The sequence below is a fragment of the Nostoc sp. genome (genome assembly GCF_036917135.1).
Classification (GTDB): domain Bacteria; phylum Cyanobacteriota; class Cyanobacteriia; order Cyanobacteriales; family Nostocaceae; genus Nostoc.
Genome location: NZ_JBALEA010000032.1, coordinates 21,678 through 37,732, shown reverse-complemented (window position 1 = coordinate 37,732; position 16,055 = coordinate 21,678). Strand labels below are relative to the sequence as shown.

The following is a 16,055-nucleotide window of genomic DNA, read 5'->3' as shown; positions in this document are numbered from 1 at the left end:
GAAATTTGGGGTGCCTACACTTGGCGTTAACATTGACCACATCGCCACCATCCGGCAAGCGCGGCAGACGGTGGAACCAGACCCCGTAGCGGCGGCGGTGCTGGCAGAATTAGGCGGTGCAGATGGAATTACGGTGCATCTGCGCGAAGATCGGCGACATATCCAAGATAGGGATGTACGGATATTGCGGCAAACAGTGCGATCGCATCTTAATTTAGAAATGGCCGCTACAGATGAAATGCTAGCGATCGCTCTCGATATCAAACCAGATTACGTGACCTTAGTCCCCGAAAAGCGCGAAGAAGTCACAACAGAAGGCGGACTAGATATTATCGGTAAAATTGCTAGAATAGGTGAGATAGTTGATAAATTGCAAAGCGCTAGCATTCCAGTTAGTTTATTTATCGACGCAGAGCCAGCACAAATCGAAGCATCTGTCAAGGTACAGGCGCGGTTTATTGAATTGCACACCGGACAATACGCTGAGGCTAAAGATGAGACAAATCGCCACCGAGAATTAGCCATATTAGCTAAAGGGTGTGAACAAGCGATTAAATCTGGATTACGAGTCAACGCAGGACATGGACTCACCTACTGGAACGTCTATCCCGTAGCTGCGCTTCCAGGTATGGAAGAACTGAATATTGGTCATACCATCATCAGTCGGGCAGCATTAGTAGGTATAGAAAGGGCAGTCCGCGAGATGAAACAAGCTATTAAGGGGAATGGGGAATAGGGCATTGGGCTATTCAATTTTAGATTTTGGATTTTAGATTGAAATTTAATCCAAAATTTAAAATCTAAAATTCTTACTCCCCACTCCCCCACAGAGGGTTGTCACTGCGAAATCTAGAAATTGGGATCAAATCTTCAGCAAAAACTTCTATGAGCGCAACACAATCTAACAACCTGCCGCTTTGGGTACAAGATCGGGATCAGGTGATAGCAGAAAGCACTGATGTCGAGTGGCGCTATCAGACACCGCCTGATTATTCCCGTTCCAAAGAAAATCTTGCCCAAGAAAGTATCTACAATCATCTTGAAGGGACACTGGAAGCGATCGTCCAAAACTTGGTGCGAACCTTAGAGATGGAGGTATCCTTTAAAGCTAACCCCCAAGAGTGGTTATCTATTGTCAATGACAAGTTTCGCGTCAGTACCAACGGCGGGATAGAGTACACCGCAGCAGATTTATCAGCCCAAGGTACTTACAACTTATTTATGGCTGATTCAGAACACTACAAGGCTTCAGAAGAGAGCTTTGAATCATCCGCAAAAGTCTTCCACACAACATTTCCCCAAGGTTTCCCTTGGGAAGTAGTGGAAGTTTTCTCAGGGCCACCAAATGTCACATTCAAGTGGCGGCATTGGGGACATTTTAACGGAGAATATAAAGGCCATGCACCCACTGGAGAGACAGTAGAAATTATCGGCATGAGTATTGCAAAAGTTACCGATGACTTGAAGGTTATTTCCTTAGAACACTACTTTGACAATAATCTGTTCTTGGAAAAGCTCACATCTGGTGGCAAACAGACAAATGCTGAAAACCAGAAAAGTGCTTGTCCGTTTAGTTCTTGGTTCAAGAAATCCCAGAAAAGTTAGTTTGTAAGGGCACAGAGTGCAGCACTGTGCCCTTAAATTATTCACATAGCAACTCAAGGATGAAAATGCAAACATACTATTACGTTTTGGCTAGTCAACGCTTTCTTCTCCAACAAGAACCGATAGAAGAAGTTCTCAAAGAGCGCACTCGTCACTACCACGAACAAGAAAAACAAATAGATTTTTGGTTGGTTGAACAACCAGCTTTCTTGGAAACACCGCAATTTAAAGAGCTAAAGGCGAAGTGTCCTCAACCAGCTGTGGCGATTATTTCTACTAATCCCCAATTTATTACTTGGTTAAAACTGCGTTTAGAGTACGTCATCACTGGCGAATTCCGCGCCCCTTCTGAGACAATACCAGATGCTTTGGCATCCCTTGCTACTGTTTCCTAATCTGGGCATCATTGGGCATTGGATTATTCTCCTTGCCCCCTTGTCCCCCTCTCAGATTCGGTGGTCTTTTTATGTCTGTTTTAATTACGCGGACACCCTTTTCAGATATATGTTCAACTTATGTGATGTTATTAAGCGTACAGCTAAAGAATAGCTTTATACAGTCAAAATTATAGGTTAATTGATACATTAATAATTACAAAAAATCACTAAGTAGAGACAAATGCTATATTATTTTGGGGGAACAAAATATTTTTTTATAAAATCTTCTAAGACACCTTCATTTACATAATCTAACTTTTGTGCATAGATTTCAGACTTTACCAAGTGTTTTAGGATTAGCGATATCTACGACGATCTTCGCTTACGCAGGGTTGATTTGTGGAATGAGTTCTGTTTTTGCCCAACAAGCTATTCCCCTTTGCAAACCACCAAATGCGGGTGAGTATCTTTTATTAGTAGTCAGTCCCACAGCAAATAATCAAAAGCAGTTGCGTAGTGCCTTACCACCTGAACTTAAGACCATCACCTGCAAATATCTCAACGAAACTGTGACGCGAGTCGGGGGCTTTAACAAAATTGATGATGCCAATCGTTGGGCCAGATATGTCAGCAATATTGTTGGCTTGTCTGCCATAATTACGACTCGACCAACAACAACGGCAGATGGGCAGCCACAGCCACGGTCACAGCCACAACCACAGCCACCGCAGCAGACAGTCAGCTATAATCCTCAAGCCTTAGGAGAGGGTTATGCAGTGCTGGTAGATTATTACAACCGTCCAGAACTAGCAAATAGTGTGCAGCAATTGGTGGGAGGTAATGTAGGTTTTGTTTCCTATGGACAACGCCCTTACTTGCTGGCAGTTTATACCACTAACCAAAGTGAAGCTTACAACACATTGCAGAAGCTAAACAATGGCGGTTTTGTTGCCAGCATAGTAGATAGTCGCAAAGTGATTTTGTTGCGCTCAACTGTGCGGTTGTAGTCATTAGTCATTAGTCATTAGTCATTAGTCATTGGTTAATAGACTGTAGACTATTGACTAATAAGCAGACCTAGCTAACCAATAGATGGTTATACCTAAAGCCGACCCAGCGATTACCTGAACTGGTGTATGTCCGAGTAATTCCTTCAGACGGTCTTGGCTAAAATCTGGTTTTTCATCAAATAATTCATCAATCATTTGATTGAGGATACGAGCTTGTTTACCAGCCGCTTGGCGAACTCCGGCTGCATCATACATGACGATGATGGCAAAAACGATCGCAACAGCAAAATCAGGAGATGCCCAACCTAGTGTTTGCCCTACACCAGCAGCTAGAGCCGTAACTAGAGCTGAATGGGCACTGGGCATACCTCCGGTTGTCACCAAAACACGCACATTCAGTTTGCGATTTTTGACGATCTCGATTACGAGCTTTAGTGCTTGAGCAATTAAACAAGCTACCAGAGCAACCAGCAGCACCCGGTTGTCTAAAATGTTGCCTATGTCCTGCATGGTATTTTGGTTAGGTTAGTAAATATTAGCAGCAGTTGTTGGTTGAGGAAACATTTAGATTCAACCCAAAATCCCAAATTAACCTAGTAAATCACGGCGAAAACAGGACAACTATTCAAAATCATCGAAAAGCTTAGTTGATAAGCTTTTTTAGTTTTGAATGAGTGAATTTTGAATTCCTCTGGGTGGTGTAATACAGAATAGCCTCAATAAACCACCCATTCCAAATCAATGAAACGCTTGCACTATATGAATTACAAATTACTCAAAGCGTTACTAGTTATTACGGCTGGCAATAAAAAGAGCGATCGCTTGGAGCTGTTTGGCTCTCTCCCCAAATGGTTCTAATTCCACACAAGCTGCTTTAACTAGCTCTTGGGCAATTGATCGCGATTCCTCAAGTCCCCAAAGGCTGGGATAGGTCACTTTATTGGCTCTTTGGTCTTTACCAGCTGTTTTACCTAATTGCTCTTGAGTAGAAGTGATATCCAGAATATCATCAATGATTTGGAATGCTAGCCCAATATTTTGAGAATAACGGGTTAGTCGCTGCACATCTTCAGGTGATGCCCCAGTTATGATCCCGCCACAAACTACGCAAGCTTCCAAAAGGGCGGCTGTTTTGTGTTTATGAATGAAATTTAATGTTTCTAGGGAAATATCAGATTTACCTTCCGACTCTAAATCAACAACTTGACCGCCGACCAAACCAGCTGCCCCTAGCGCTCGACCAAGACGGGCAATTACCTGCAATACTAGCTCTCTAGGAACGCTTTGGGGGGTTTCAATGGCAACAAACTCAAAAGCGAGAGCTAACAAGCCATCGCCAGCCAAAATCGCCACATCTTCGCCATAGACTTTATGATTCGTCAGCTTGCCACGACGGTAATCGTCATTATCCATCGCTGGCAGGTCGTCATGAATCAAGGACATTGTGTGGATCATTTCCACAGCACAAGCCGTTGGCATAGCCATCTCAATAGTTCCACCCATCATTTCACAGGTAGCAAGGCAAAGAATGGGACGTACACGCTTGCCTCCAGCTAATAACGAGTAGCGCATCGCCTCATAAATCTTTTCTGGATAAATGATGGGGATAGCCTGATCCAAAGCATGATCACAAAGCTTTTGTCGCTCTTTGAGATAGGCTGCTAAGTTAAACGTGGCTTCCTCTGGTGGTGTCTTTTGAACGTTATCAGTTGCTACCATTCTTAAATTCCTGACATTTTGGGATTTTTGTCTTACACGTCACAATTTTAAGGTGCTGTGGCGCTGAAAAAATGAAGAGTTGGGAGCTGGAGTTGGAGTTAGGAGTTAGGAATTAATAACTCTTAACTTTTAACTCATCAGTCTCTTTCTTCATCTTGCCGCCTTGGAATAGCTGGCAAATGTATTTTGCAACAATATGGCGACAGTCATCGGACCAACACCACCAGGAACTGGGGTGATAAATCCGGCGACGCTAGCGGTTGATTCAAAATCAACATCGCCAATTAAGCGACTGTTGCCACTAGCATCGGTGACGCGATTCATCCCTACATCTACCACAACAGCGCCCGCTTTCACCATGTCAGCAGAGATCAATCCGGGACGACCTACTGCTGCAATTAGAATATCAGCATTTTGGGTGATGCTTTTGAGGTCATGCGATCGCGAGTGAGCGATCGTGACTGTGGCATCAGCTTCTAAGAGCATCAGCGCCATCGGTTTACCAACCAAAATACTGCGTCCCACTACTACTGCCTGTTTTCCCTGCAAAGGAATCTCATATTCTTGTAAAAGCCGCATCACACCAGCCGGGGTGCAGCTACGTAAACCGATTTCTCCCCGTACTAGTCGCCCCAAGTTCACTGGGTGCAGTCCATCAGCATCTTTATCGGGATCAATTTGATGCAGCAAAGTTACAGCATCCAAGTGGTTAGGCAAGGGTAACTGCACAAGAATGCCATCCACCCGTTCATCTTGGTTGAGTGCAGCAATTACCTCTTCTAACTCCCCAAGGCTAGTTTCGGCGGGAAAATGTTTGCCAAAAGAAGCGATGCCAACTTTAGCGCAGGCTTTTTCTTTATTGCGTACATAAGCGGCTGACGCTGGGTTATCACCAACCATCAACACTGCTAAACCAGGCGATCGTCCGATTTTTGGTTCTAATTGTGTAATGGCAACAGAAAGTTCTTGCTGAATTTTTTTAGCTATTGCTTTACCATCAAGGAGTTTGGCAGTTCTTGTTTCCATGAAAATTCCCAGCTATATTCGCTTGTTGTCTAAAGTCAAAATGAAAATATTAATTATTTAATCTTGACTTTCGACTATTATTTTGTTGCTGTTTGATGTCGTAGGGTTTCTCTGACAGTAAATCCATAATGTTTATTTTCTCAGATCAACGGCATCATCTGAAGAATAAAGAATTGGGGAGTGGGGAGATGAGGGAGATGAGTATTGAACCATGCCTAATACAACTCTTGGAGAGGCTGCGCCAACGGCTTCGCGGTAGTTGAGCGTAGCGATGCACTGAGCGTAGCCGAAGTGTCGAAACTCAGTACAAGTGCCCAATGCCCAATTCCCAATTCCCAAAATAAATAAATTGGTGGCTTTCATGCAACAAACAAGAAATTTGTCCTTTTCCTTCTTGTACGGACACAGCATTATTACCTACCGCGTGGGGTTGATTTTTTTCTTGATGGTGGGACTTTGTAGTTGTAGTAGTTTGCCTCCGTCTGGCTTGAGTGGGGTTAACTTAAAAATTGGTACTAATGTCACACCAATTCGAGAAATTAAACCAAAACAAGACAATCAGGCTATAGTTTACATCCAAGGTCAGGTAGAAAAGCAAGCTCCCCTGATCAAACAGTGGGCTTATCAAATTAGTGACTCAACGGGCAAAATTTGGGTTGTTACCAATCAAAAGAATCTGGGTGAGGGTTCAGAAGTGGTGATTAAGGGTAAAGTTCGCTACCGAAGTATTCCCTTAGCTGGCAAAGAATTGGGGGAAGTTTATTTAGAAGAAGAGTAATCAGTAATTAAAAATAAACATAATGAACAATCAACAGGTGCATGTAGCGATCGCAATTCTCTACCAAAAAAACAAGTTTCTCATGCAACTGCGCGACAACATCCCCGGTATTCTCTACCCTGGTTACTGGGCGCTGTTTGGCGGTCACATCGAACCTGGTGAAACGCCGGATGTAGCGGTAAAGCGAGAAATTTTAGAAGAAATCGGCTACATTACACCACCCTTTGTTGAATTTGGCTGTTACCGCGACGAAAGAATTATCCGTCATGTCTTTCATGCACCACTCTTGGTGGAATTAAATCAACTAGTTCTGAACGAAGGTTGGGATATGGGGTTATTCACGGTAGAAGATATTCGCCAAGGTAACTGTTATTCACAAAATGCTGGCGAAGTCCGACCTTTAGGGGCGACGCATCAAAAAATTATGTTGGATTTTATTGAGAAAAATCTCACATAATTTGGGCATTGGGCATTGGGCATTGGGAAATAGGAGGCAGGAGGCAGAAATAAATTCTTTAATTTTGAATTTTGTTAGCGAGTCCGCGAGCGTCATTTTGAATTTTGAATTGATTTCTCCCCCACTCTCCGCACCCTAGAAGCCAAAATAAAGTTAGAACTCTTATGGGGTCATCACTAATGCAATCAGCAAATAAACTGCCGCGATGGTTAACTATAGGATTGGCATTTCCCATTGCCATTCTCAACGGCTGGCTATTGATCCAGGTTGTACAGTATTTTCAACCATTGGTTAGCATTATTGCTGCCGCCATCCTCCTGGCTTTTGTCTTGAACTATCCAATTCAGTTTCTTCAGGAACAAGGGGTGAAACGCAACTTAGCGATCGGGGGAGTGTTACTTTTGACTGTGGTGGTTTTAGGAGCTCTAGGCATCACCTTGGTTCCCCTGATTATCCAACAGCTAGTTGAGTTGGCTAATATTTTGCCCAGTTGGATTGATTCTGGTACTCAGCAGCTGCAAGCTTTCCAGGATTGGGCGTTAAGTCAACAAGAACTTCCCATTAATTTAAGTGGTTTATTTACTCAACTTCTGGAACGATTATCTAACCAACTTCAGTCCTTCACTGGTAGAATTCTTGGTTTTGCCGTCGATACCATTGGTATTGTCCTCAACGTGCTGCTGGCAGTAGTGCTGACTATCTACCTAATATTGAACGGCAAGCGTCTTTGGGACGGAATTTTTCAGTGGTTTCCCCCTAACATTGGGTCAAGAATGCGGGAATTACTACGAGAGGATTTCCACAATTACTTCATCGGTCAAGCAACATTGGGAGCTGTGTTAGGGGTGACAATTATATTGGCATTTTTGGCGCTGCAAGTTCCCTTGGCTCTACTTTTTGGCATTGGTATTGGCTTATTTTCACTCTTCCCCTTTGGTACGGGGGTAGGTATCGCCATAGTAAGTTTGTTGGTAGCGCTGCAAAATTTTTGGTTAGGAGTCGAAGTCTTAGGTGTAGCTGTTGCCATCGACCAAGTTAATTCTAATATTGTTGCACCGCGAATTCTGGGAAATTTGACTGGTTTAAATCCTGTCTGGGTGGTGATTTCTTTGCTGCTGGGGGCCAAGTTGGGAGGAGTGCTGGGTTTGTTAATTGCGATCCCTATTGCCAGTTTTATCAAGGATATAACAGATAGTTGGCGGGCTGGGGAGTTTAATAAAATAGATGATATCGAGTCAGAACCTGTTGCGATAACAACTGAGAGAGCAGGAAGTTATAGCTAAAATTCAATCATTCAGATTAAGTGAAAAACTGGTGAGCTTGTCTAGAAATTAATTGCAAAAACCCACTTGATGATACTAACAAATAAGAAGTTATTAAATACTTTTTAGGACTTACGCAAAACTACACGCGGTAGGGGCAATTCATGAATTGCCCCTACCGTAAAATAATGATTTCGGCTATTGTTTACGTAAGTCATTGACTCCGGTTCGCCCCTTTTTAAGGGGAGCCAGCGCGGTCTTGGGGTCTCCCCAAGTGGAGCGACTGGCGTAGGTTAGGGGGGATCAATAAGTGCCTAAAAATCACAGCCAACCACTTTTCAAACAACCTCTTAAGCTATTGACATCTCTAAAATCTGGATTTCATCAAGTTGATTAATCACCACATCCGCACCTCGGACATTATCTGACTTACCTACCCAAGTGATACCAATACAACCTGCGGCTTTAGCATCACGCGCCATTTGCATATCACCAACTGAATCACCCACCATCAATGTAGCGCCTGGTTCGACTCCCAAAGCTTGGCAAGCTTGCAAAAATAGCATGGGATCTGGTTTACTCGGACCATCATCTACTCCCATTTCCAACTGGATATAATCACTTAACTGGTGATTCGCTACAAAATTATGTACTTCTTCAGTTGTCGCGGCTGAGAGAATACCAAGTTTCAAACCCCCATCTTGTAGATATTTCAACAAGTCTAAGCTACCCACAAACAGTGGTGAAGGAGTTTTCCCAATGTATTTTTCCGCTTCATCTAAAGCTTGACGGGCTATTTTTAAGCACTCAAACCATCCTTTTCCAGTTTCGGCAATATATGCCGCAGCTGCAACTTCCGTTTCACGGCGGCTTGCTACTGATATTAAACCTGCGGGATCTAGAAGATTGCCATTGATGCCAAATGCCATTAACAGAGGTTCCCCAGTTCCAGGGATTTGGGCATCTATTAATCTTGCTGCTTTTTGTGCCAGCGATCGCAAATAGGTTTCTGAATCTTCTAGAGTACCGTTTTTGTCAAACAAAATTGCCTGGATATTATCAAAGGTGATATTTCTACATTTAATGGTTGCCACAATATTTAACTCTTAACTACTGCCAACTCTTCACTTTTAGCGATTATCCACATAAAAAAAGAGGGAAAAACCCTCTTTAGAAAATGATTTGATACTCTTACTTAAAAATAAGTAAAACTATAAAAAATCTATTATTCTTCAATAGCTGCTGGAATTTGTTCTTCAGTTTCCGTTGCTGCTGGAATCTCCTTTTCAATTTCCGCAACTACTGTAACTTCTTGAAGTTCTGCTGCTGGTAGAACTTCTTCTGCAAGTTCTGCTGCTGGTGGAATCTCTTCTTGAAGTTCTGCTGCTGGTGGAACTTCTTCTGCAAGTTCTGCTGCTGGTGGAATCTCTTCTTGAAGTTCTGCTGCTGGTGGAACTTCTTCGTCAAGTTCTACTGCTGGTGGAACTTCTTCTTCTGCTAAAGCTTCCGCAGGTGCAGCCGCCGCAGCAGTAGCACCTTGCTGCTTGGCTAGCAGTTGTTCACGATACTTAGCAGCCATTTCTTCCGCTTTATCGTAAACCAAATCCCGGTTCTTAATCATGTCGCCGGGTTCGGGTTCTAGCTGCTTGGTAGATAGGGAAATCCGACCCCTTTCTGCATCCAAGTCAATGATCATAACTTTCACTTCATCATTGACATTGAACACGCTATGGGGTGTATCAATATGTTCGTGAGAAATCTCGGAAATATGTAGTAGACCACTGACGCCGCCGATGTCGATGAAAGCACCGTAGGGCTTGATGCCACGAACGGTACCAATTACTACTTCGCCGACTTCTAGGCGGTTCATCTTGCGCTCAACCAGCGCCCGACGGTGAGATAGAACGAGGCGATTACGTTCTTCGTCTACTTCTAAGAATTTCAACGGCAAATCTTCGCCTACCAATTCTTCTTTAGGTTTGCGGGTACTGATGTGAGAACCTGGGATAAAACCACGTAATCCCTCAATCCTTACCAATGCTCCACCACGATTGGTTGCAAACACGCCAGAACGTACAGTAGCATCTTCTGCTTGCAGCTGTCGCACACGTTCCCAAGCCCGCATATATTCAATACGGCGAATGGAAAGGGTTAATTGTCCATCTTCGTTTTCATCGGTGAGGATGAAAAATTCCCGTGTTTCGTTTGACTGTAATACTTCTTCCGGGGCATCCACCCGGTTAATAGACATTTCTTGTATAGGTATATATGCTGCGGTTTTAGCACCAATGTCAATCAGAGCGCCGCGCGGCTCTATACTGAAAACTGTTCCTGGGACAACATCACCAGGGCTAAAATGATAATCGTATTTGTCAAGTAGAGCAGCGAAATCTTCGTGAGTGAATCCAATTTCTGTAGCGGTTAAATTCTGATTGACCATGCTTATTTGTTCCTGGTTCTAGTCTCCGTAAAGGTTGTGCGACAAGCGCGACGTATTATGCAAGCGCTTTTATGGCAGCTTACACAAAACATCCATTTTCATCCTAGCGCAGAAAAGCTAGTATTAACACATATCTACTCCCAAGATTGGAAATTATATCACAATGATTAGTGATTAGTCATTGGTTAGTAGTGAGAAGTAACATAAAGGACAAACATAATAATATCCGTTGCTACTAAGCATGGTAGCAACGGATATTAACGTTAAATCAGCTTAAAGGTCTGGAAATAGGATCTACTTATCTTTTGGTTTCTCAAAGCGGGGGGGTTCGCGAAATGCGATCGCAAAAAAGATAGTACCTATACACAGAGTAAAAATCAAGATGTACGCAACGCTTTCCATATTACGATTTCCTCTTTATCTAGCCAGTAGTTAAAATTCTGAATGCTGAGTCAGAGCCTTAACTCTGAACTCAGCACTCATAACTCAGAACTGAAATTAAAGGGCTTCCTTCCGGCGGGTTGACTTATCACCCACTTTCTGGAACAGACCCCACTCAACTTGTTCTTCAAGATCGGCATCAACACCAGCAAATACGTCTCGGTAAATTGTCCGAGCGCCATGCCAGAGATGACCAAAGAAGAACAGCAAAGCAAATACCGCGTGTCCAAAGGTAAACCAACCTCTAGGACTGGTGCGGAATACACCATCAGAGTTCAAGGTTTCTCGGTCAAATTCAAAGATTTCACCGCCTTGAGCTTTGCGGGCATACTTCTTCACATCAGCTGGTTCTGTGAAGGTTTTACCATTGAGATTGCCACCGTAGAAACTAACGTTGACACCAGATTGCTCGAAGCTATACTTAGATTCTGCCCGACGGAAGGGAATGTCAGCGCGGACAACTCCATCTGCATCAGTCAAAATCACTGGGAAGGTTTCAAAGAAGTTGGGGAGACGACGCACGGTCAATTCCCGTCCTTCAGAGTCTTTGAATACGGCGTGACCTTGCCAAGATTGGGCAATGCCATCACCTTTCACCATTGGACCTGTACGGAATAGACCGCCTTTAGCGGGGCTATTACCGACGTAATCGTAGAAAGCCAGCTTTTCGGGAATTTGCGACCAAGCTTGATCAAGGGTTGCACCTTGAGCAACAGTTGTTTGGACGCGGCGCTGAATTTCTTGACGGAAGTAACCTTGATCCCACTGATAGCGGGTGGGGCCAAACAATTCGATGGGAGTGGCGGCGTTACCGTACCACATGGTACCAGCAACGACGAAAGCAGCGAAGAAGACTGCTGCAATACTGCTAGAGAGTACTGTTTCAATGTTCCCCATCCGCAGGGCTTTGTAGAGCCGTTCGGGGGGTCTAACTGTCAGGTGGAATAAGCCTGCAATAATACCAACAACACCTGCGGCAATGTGGTGAGCCGCAATGCCACCAGGGTTATATGGGTTAAAACCATCGGGTCCCCATTCTGGTGCTACTGCCTGCGCTGCGCCAGTTATCCCGTAGGGGTCAGAAACCCATATCCCCGGCCCAAATAGTCCGGTGACGTGAAAAGCACCAAATCCAAAACAAAGTAGACCAGATAAGAACAGGTGAATGCCAAACATCTTTGGCAAGTCGAGAGCCGGTTCACCAGTGCGGGGATCTCTAAAGAGTTCCAAATCCCAATAAACCCAGTGCCATACGGCGGCTAGGAACAGCAGACCGGAAAGAACAATGTGAGCCGCAGCAACGCCTTCAAATGACCAGAAGCCAGGATCAGTTGATGGACCACCAGTAACGTTCCAACCACCCCAAGATTGAGTAACACCCAAACGTGACATGAAGGGCAGAACGAACATCCCTTGACGCCACATGGGGTTGAGAATCGGATCGCTAGGGTCAAAAACAGCCAGTTCGTAGAGTGCCATCGAACCAGCCCAGCCAGCTACTAAGGCTGTGTGCATTAGGTGTACAGAAATCAGCCGCCCTGGATCATTCAGAACGACTGTATGTACTCGGTACCAGGGTAGTCCCATTGACTACGCTCCTCCTCGATGAGTTAGTTTACAAAGCAATTTTCTTACTGAGGTTATGAGAGACGAAAATCGCCACTCATAAAACTCTCTCTTGTTTTTTGTTATTGCCAGAGCCAGAGCATTACCACAGCTTAGTCTTAATAAGTCAGACAGCGTGGGTGCTTTGGCAATGCTTACTCGCTTCGGGAGGTTTACCTTGTAGGGTAGCCATCTCCAAGCAAAAATGAGAATGTTTTAAAAAGTGTAACTATTGATGGAATTGTTTGCAAGCGTGTAAATTGATGCGATCGCGTAGCATCTGTAAGTTTTTTCGCTACCAACACCCCTCAGAGATTAAATTTGCTTATCTTTTCTTTACTATGAGTGGGGCATTGGGCACTTGTACTGAGCGAAGCCGAAGTATTGGGCATTGATTCAGAAAAAGCTCCAGGAAGAGGGAGCAGGGGAAAAATTTCTCTCCCATGCCCCATGCCCTATATTTACTGAACCACCAACTGGATATTTTGCAGTTGACACTTCGCCTCGGCTGTACCCAGGCGTTCGATTACCTGTTCGGCACTCATCAGACGTTTGAGTACTACTTGTCCGATGGTTTTACTAGCAATTACTGGTGTTGTTGGTTTCACTTCTACGGTTAAAACGGCTTCTTCAACTCGATAAAGCCAGAGCAATTCGTTTTCTTCAACTAAACAAATATTCATTCGCTGAATATCTGGTTGCCGTCGCCATGCAGTTATTTGCCAGAGTCCATCAGATGCCCAGACTCTCGCAACTGCCCATCCCTCAGATAGAAAGAAATATTTCACGGTCTTAGTCTCACTATTAGACTTTCAATCTGCTCTTAACGATATCGTATATTATTTGTTAATAATGTATAAACTAATGATATTTTAATACTCATTACTCATTTAATGATCCTCCTTATTTTAAAGCCGAGCAAGATAAATTTTATGCTCATTCATTTTCTAAAGACGATCATTTCAGGCTATGCCAAATATTAAACAGACATAAGCATAGAATCAAATTTCTTACAACTTACGATAATAGCGACACAATTAAAAAACTAGATGAATGGGCATTTGAAATACACGGCAAGGAATGGAATTATACAATTAATATAACCCATGATAAAAAATGGGAGAAGTAAACAAGATAACTTTAGAAGCGAACGATACAAGGGAAAAGAAATTTTTATATTAAACTACTCTTCTGTTGACTCTACTTCTCAAAATTATGAACAGTTAATTTTAAAAGTTTGAATTATTCTATAGAAATAAGCAATGTAGATTCTGAGGTAAACATCTAAATTTTTAGAAGTAATTCTATAGTTAGCATTAAAGTATTTTTACTTAATCATCCTGAACACACATAATCCATCTATTCGAACAAAGCCCTCTATAAAAATATGTAGATTAGTAATCAATTGTAAAAATTACTATAAAACTAGCGAATATATAGTATGATCACTGACTTCTAATTACATAAAATTTAACTGTATGACCTGGTTTTCCTTGTCCGTGAAACGGTGGGGTCGGATTACACAATTCCTATCTTTGTTCTGTCTATGTTTATTTTTAGTTGTTAGTTGCGCTCCTCGTCCGCAGCCAGTTACGCCGCCATCCGGTTCTGTAAATACCCCTACAGGTGATGGGCGGATTACTATCGGTACAACAGCGAAACCAAGAACTCTTGATCCAGCTGATGCTTATGAGTTAGCATCTTTAGGGTTGGTGTTTAATATGAGCGATCGCCTCTACACCTACGAATCAGGAAGCACTGAAATTAAGCCCCAGCTAGCTACAGCATTACCCAAAGTTAGTCCAGATGGCTTAACTTATACCATTCCCTTACATCAGGGAGTAATTTTTCACGATGGGACTCCCTTTAATGCCCAAGCAATGGCCTTTACCATCCAGCGCTTTATTCAAAATAAAGGAAAACCCTCATTCTTACTAGCTGATATAGTAGATTCCATAAAACCTACAAGCGAGTATGAGTTAACCATCAAGCTGAAAAAGTCCTTTGCAGCGTTTCCCTCAATGCTGGCGTTTCCTGGGCTGTGTGCAGTTTCACCCAAAGCTTACGAACTCGGTGCTGGTAAATTCAAGCCGAATATTTTTGTGGGGACTGGCCCTTACAAATTAGCGCAGTATGGTACTGATTCCATCCGATTTGATGTGTTTGATAAATATTGGGGAGAGAAACCAGTTAATAAGGGTGTTAACCTCCAAATTCAAACTAGTCCGGTTAATTTGTTTAATGCTTTCCGTACAGGTGCGGTGGATGTAGCTTATCTGTCGCTACAGCCAGATCAAAATCGCAGTTTAGAAGAAGGTGGCAAAAAAGGGGATTGGCAAGCGATCGCAGCTCAAGGTAGTGTAGTCAGTTATCTGGCATTGAACCGGAATCAAAAGCCTTTAGATAAATTAGAGGTAAGACAAGCGATCGCATCCATAATTGACCGTCCACTTTTAAATGAGCGAGTGTTACTTGGTCAAGCAGATCCGCTTTATAGCATGATTCCGACCACATTTAAAGTTTCTGTGCCATTATTCAAAGATAAATATGGCGATGCTAACTTTGATCAAGCTAAAAAATTGTTAACTACTGCTGGTTTCTCCAAAGAAAATCCCGCAAAAGTGCAAGTTTGGTATCCTTCTAGTTCGCCTACTCGGAGTTTGGCAGCACAGACACTCAAATCTCTTGTCGATGTCAAAATGGATGGAATACTTCAATTTGAAGTCACCCAAGCGGAAGGGCCAGCGTTCTTTAAAGACATTGCCAAGGGTTTGTATCCAGCAGCTTTAGTTGATTGGTATCCAGACTTTTTAGATCCAGATAATTACGTTCAGCCATTTTTGTCTTGTGACAAAGGTTCAGTTGCTAAAGGATGCGAAGATGGAGGTAGTCAAACTCAGGGTTCGTTCTACTATAACGAAGCCATCAATAAACTGATTGATCAGGAACGCAAAGAACAAAACCTCGAAGCGCGTCAGAAAATTTTTGCAGAAATTCAAACGCAAGTGACTACTGATGTACCTTACGTTCCCTTATGGCAAGATAAAGACTATGTATTTGCCCAAAAAGGTGTTAGTACGGTACAACTGAACACTATCCAAATTCTGGTTTACCAGACAATTAAAAAGTAGTTAAAAAGTCAAAGGAACAAGAAATTACTCTTTAACCTCTTACCTCTGTGTTCTCTGCGCCTCTGTGGTTTATTTAATTACTTTTTAACCGCAGAGACACAGAGAACGCAGAGAGAATAAAGAGATTTTACAAGTACCTTTGAAAGGGTTATGTCCAATATTTTTTATTTTGACTCTTGGCTCTTAAGTAAATATCTTTCGTAT

General features: G+C 43.0%; 17 protein-coding genes. 8 read left to right on the top strand and 9 right to left on the bottom strand.

Features of this window, described 5'->3' with window-relative positions; translation table 11 throughout:
• Positions 1-10 precede the first annotated feature (10 nt).
• The 4 genes from V7K50_RS09740 to V7K50_RS09725 all read left to right on the top strand — a co-directional run bounded on the left by V7K50_RS09740 (position 11) and on the right by V7K50_RS09725 (position 2,989).
• Positions 11-736: a pyridoxine 5'-phosphate synthase gene (locus V7K50_RS09740; RefSeq protein ID WP_334959463.1), complete on the top strand. Its 726-nt coding sequence runs from the start codon at positions 11-13 to the stop codon at positions 734-736.
• A 149-nt stretch (positions 737-885) separates the two neighbouring features.
• Positions 886-1,605: a SnoaL-like polyketide cyclase gene (locus V7K50_RS09735; RefSeq protein WP_334959462.1), complete on the top strand. Its 720-nt coding sequence runs from the start codon at positions 886-888 to the stop codon at positions 1,603-1,605.
• Positions 1,606-1,670: 65 nt separating this feature from the next.
• Positions 1,671-2,000: an MgPME-cyclase complex family protein gene (locus V7K50_RS09730; protein ID WP_334959460.1), complete on the top strand. Its 330-nt coding sequence runs from the start codon at positions 1,671-1,673 to the stop codon at positions 1,998-2,000.
• 302 nt (positions 2,001-2,302) lie between these two features.
• Entirely contained in the window at positions 2,303-2,989 is a 687-nt protein-coding gene (locus V7K50_RS09725; RefSeq protein ID WP_334959458.1) for a hypothetical protein, read from the top strand.
• Positions 2,990-3,046: 57 nt separating this feature from the next.
• Here V7K50_RS09725 and V7K50_RS09720 read toward each other — a convergent pair whose 3' ends face one another.
• From V7K50_RS09720 to V7K50_RS09705, 4 genes are all read right to left on the bottom strand, one after another.
• Positions 3,047-3,502, bottom strand: a complete 456-nt coding sequence (locus V7K50_RS09720) for a divergent PAP2 family protein (RefSeq protein ID WP_334804974.1) — start codon at positions 3,500-3,502, stop codon at positions 3,047-3,049.
• A gap of 276 nt (positions 3,503-3,778) precedes the next feature.
• Positions 3,779-4,711, bottom strand: a complete 933-nt coding sequence (crtE, locus tag V7K50_RS09715) for a geranylgeranyl diphosphate synthase CrtE (protein WP_334959456.1) — start codon at positions 4,709-4,711, stop codon at positions 3,779-3,781.
• Positions 4,712-4,861: 150 nt separating this feature from the next.
• Entirely contained in the window at positions 4,862-5,737 is an 876-nt protein-coding gene (gene folD / locus V7K50_RS09710) for a bifunctional methylenetetrahydrofolate dehydrogenase/methenyltetrahydrofolate cyclohydrolase FolD (protein WP_334959454.1), read from the bottom strand.
• Positions 5,738-5,869: 132 nt separating this feature from the next.
• A complete protein-coding gene (locus tag V7K50_RS09705) occupies positions 5,870-6,100 on the bottom strand; it encodes a hypothetical protein (RefSeq protein WP_334959452.1) in 231 nt (76 codons plus the stop codon).
• Between V7K50_RS09705 and V7K50_RS09700 the strand changes: the two genes are divergently transcribed.
• The 3 genes from V7K50_RS09700 to V7K50_RS09690 all read left to right on the top strand — a co-directional run bounded on the left by V7K50_RS09700 (position 6,099) and on the right by V7K50_RS09690 (position 8,255).
• Complete coding sequence (locus tag V7K50_RS09700) at positions 6,099-6,515, top strand: hypothetical protein (RefSeq protein ID WP_334959450.1); 417 nt, start codon at positions 6,099-6,101, stop codon at positions 6,513-6,515. The genes V7K50_RS09705 and V7K50_RS09700 overlap by 2 nt on opposite strands.
• A 22-nt stretch (positions 6,516-6,537) precedes the next feature.
• Entirely contained in the window at positions 6,538-6,972 is a 435-nt protein-coding gene (locus tag V7K50_RS09695) for an NUDIX hydrolase (RefSeq protein WP_334959448.1), read from the top strand.
• Positions 6,973-7,151: 179 nt separating this feature from the next.
• Positions 7,152-8,255, top strand: coding sequence for an AI-2E family transporter (locus V7K50_RS09690; RefSeq protein WP_334959446.1), 1,104 nt, complete (start codon positions 7,152-7,154; stop codon positions 8,253-8,255).
• Positions 8,256-8,584: 329 nt separating this feature from the next.
• Here V7K50_RS09690 and V7K50_RS09685 read toward each other — a convergent pair whose 3' ends face one another.
• From V7K50_RS09685 to V7K50_RS09665, 5 genes are all read right to left on the bottom strand, one after another.
• Entirely contained in the window at positions 8,585-9,328 is a 744-nt protein-coding gene (locus V7K50_RS09685; RefSeq protein WP_334959444.1) for an HAD family hydrolase, read from the bottom strand.
• A 131-nt stretch (positions 9,329-9,459) separates the two neighbouring features.
• Positions 9,460-10,674, bottom strand: a complete 1,215-nt coding sequence (locus V7K50_RS09680; protein WP_334959442.1) for a 30S ribosomal protein S1 — start codon at positions 10,672-10,674, stop codon at positions 9,460-9,462.
• Between the two features lie 294 nt (positions 10,675-10,968).
• Positions 10,969-11,076, bottom strand: a complete 108-nt coding sequence (locus V7K50_RS09675) for a photosystem II reaction center protein T (protein ID WP_012409025.1) — start codon at positions 11,074-11,076, stop codon at positions 10,969-10,971.
• 96 nt (positions 11,077-11,172) lie between these two features.
• Entirely contained in the window at positions 11,173-12,702 is a 1,530-nt protein-coding gene (gene psbB / locus V7K50_RS09670; protein ID WP_334959440.1) for a photosystem II chlorophyll-binding protein CP47, read from the bottom strand.
• Positions 12,703-13,181: 479 nt separating this feature from the next.
• Positions 13,182-13,508 carry a hypothetical protein gene (locus tag V7K50_RS09665; protein WP_334804966.1) on the bottom strand — a complete coding sequence of 109 codons (327 nt, stop codon included), beginning with the start codon at positions 13,506-13,508 and terminating at the stop codon, positions 13,182-13,184.
• A gap of 690 nt (positions 13,509-14,198) precedes the next feature.
• On the opposite strand from V7K50_RS09665, the gene V7K50_RS09660 reads away from it, so the two are divergent.
• Positions 14,199-15,851 (top strand): ABC transporter substrate-binding protein, encoded by a 1,653-nt coding sequence (locus V7K50_RS09660; RefSeq protein ID WP_334959438.1) that lies wholly within the window; start codon positions 14,199-14,201, stop codon positions 15,849-15,851.
• Positions 15,852-16,055 lie beyond the last annotated feature (204 nt).

Bases quoted from the DNA above. Each gene is read 5' to 3' on its own strand.
- V7K50_RS09735 (WP_334959462.1), top strand. From the start codon at position 886: ATGAGCGCAACACAATCTAACAACCTGCCGCTTTGGGTACAAGATCGG.
- V7K50_RS09730 (WP_334959460.1), top strand. From the start codon at position 1,671: ATGCAAACATACTATTACGTTTTGGCTAGTCAACGCTTTCTTCTCCAA.
- V7K50_RS09720 (WP_334804974.1), bottom strand. From the start codon at position 3,502: ATGCAGGACATAGGCAACATTTTAGACAACCGGGTGCTGCTGGTTGCT.
- crtE (WP_334959456.1), bottom strand. From the start codon at position 4,711: ATGGTAGCAACTGATAACGTTCAAAAGACACCACCAGAGGAAGCCACG.
- folD (WP_334959454.1), bottom strand. From the start codon at position 5,737: ATGGAAACAAGAACTGCCAAACTCCTTGATGGTAAAGCAATAGCTAAA.
- V7K50_RS09700 (WP_334959450.1), top strand. From the start codon at position 6,099: ATGCAACAAACAAGAAATTTGTCCTTTTCCTTCTTGTACGGACACAGC.
- V7K50_RS09705 (WP_334959452.1), bottom strand. From the start codon at position 6,100: ATGAAAGCCACCAATTTATTTATTTTGGGAATTGGGAATTGGGCATTG.
- V7K50_RS09695 (WP_334959448.1), top strand. From the start codon at position 6,538: ATGAACAATCAACAGGTGCATGTAGCGATCGCAATTCTCTACCAAAAA.
- V7K50_RS09690 (WP_334959446.1), top strand. From the start codon at position 7,152: ATGCAATCAGCAAATAAACTGCCGCGATGGTTAACTATAGGATTGGCA.
- V7K50_RS09680 (WP_334959442.1), bottom strand. From the start codon at position 10,674: ATGGTCAATCAGAATTTAACCGCTACAGAAATTGGATTCACTCACGAA.
- V7K50_RS09675 (WP_012409025.1), bottom strand. From the start codon at position 11,076: ATGGAAAGCGTTGCGTACATCTTGATTTTTACTCTGTGTATAGGTACT.
- psbB (WP_334959440.1), bottom strand. From the start codon at position 12,702: ATGGGACTACCCTGGTACCGAGTACATACAGTCGTTCTGAATGATCCA.
- V7K50_RS09660 (WP_334959438.1), top strand. From the start codon at position 14,199: ATGACCTGGTTTTCCTTGTCCGTGAAACGGTGGGGTCGGATTACACAA.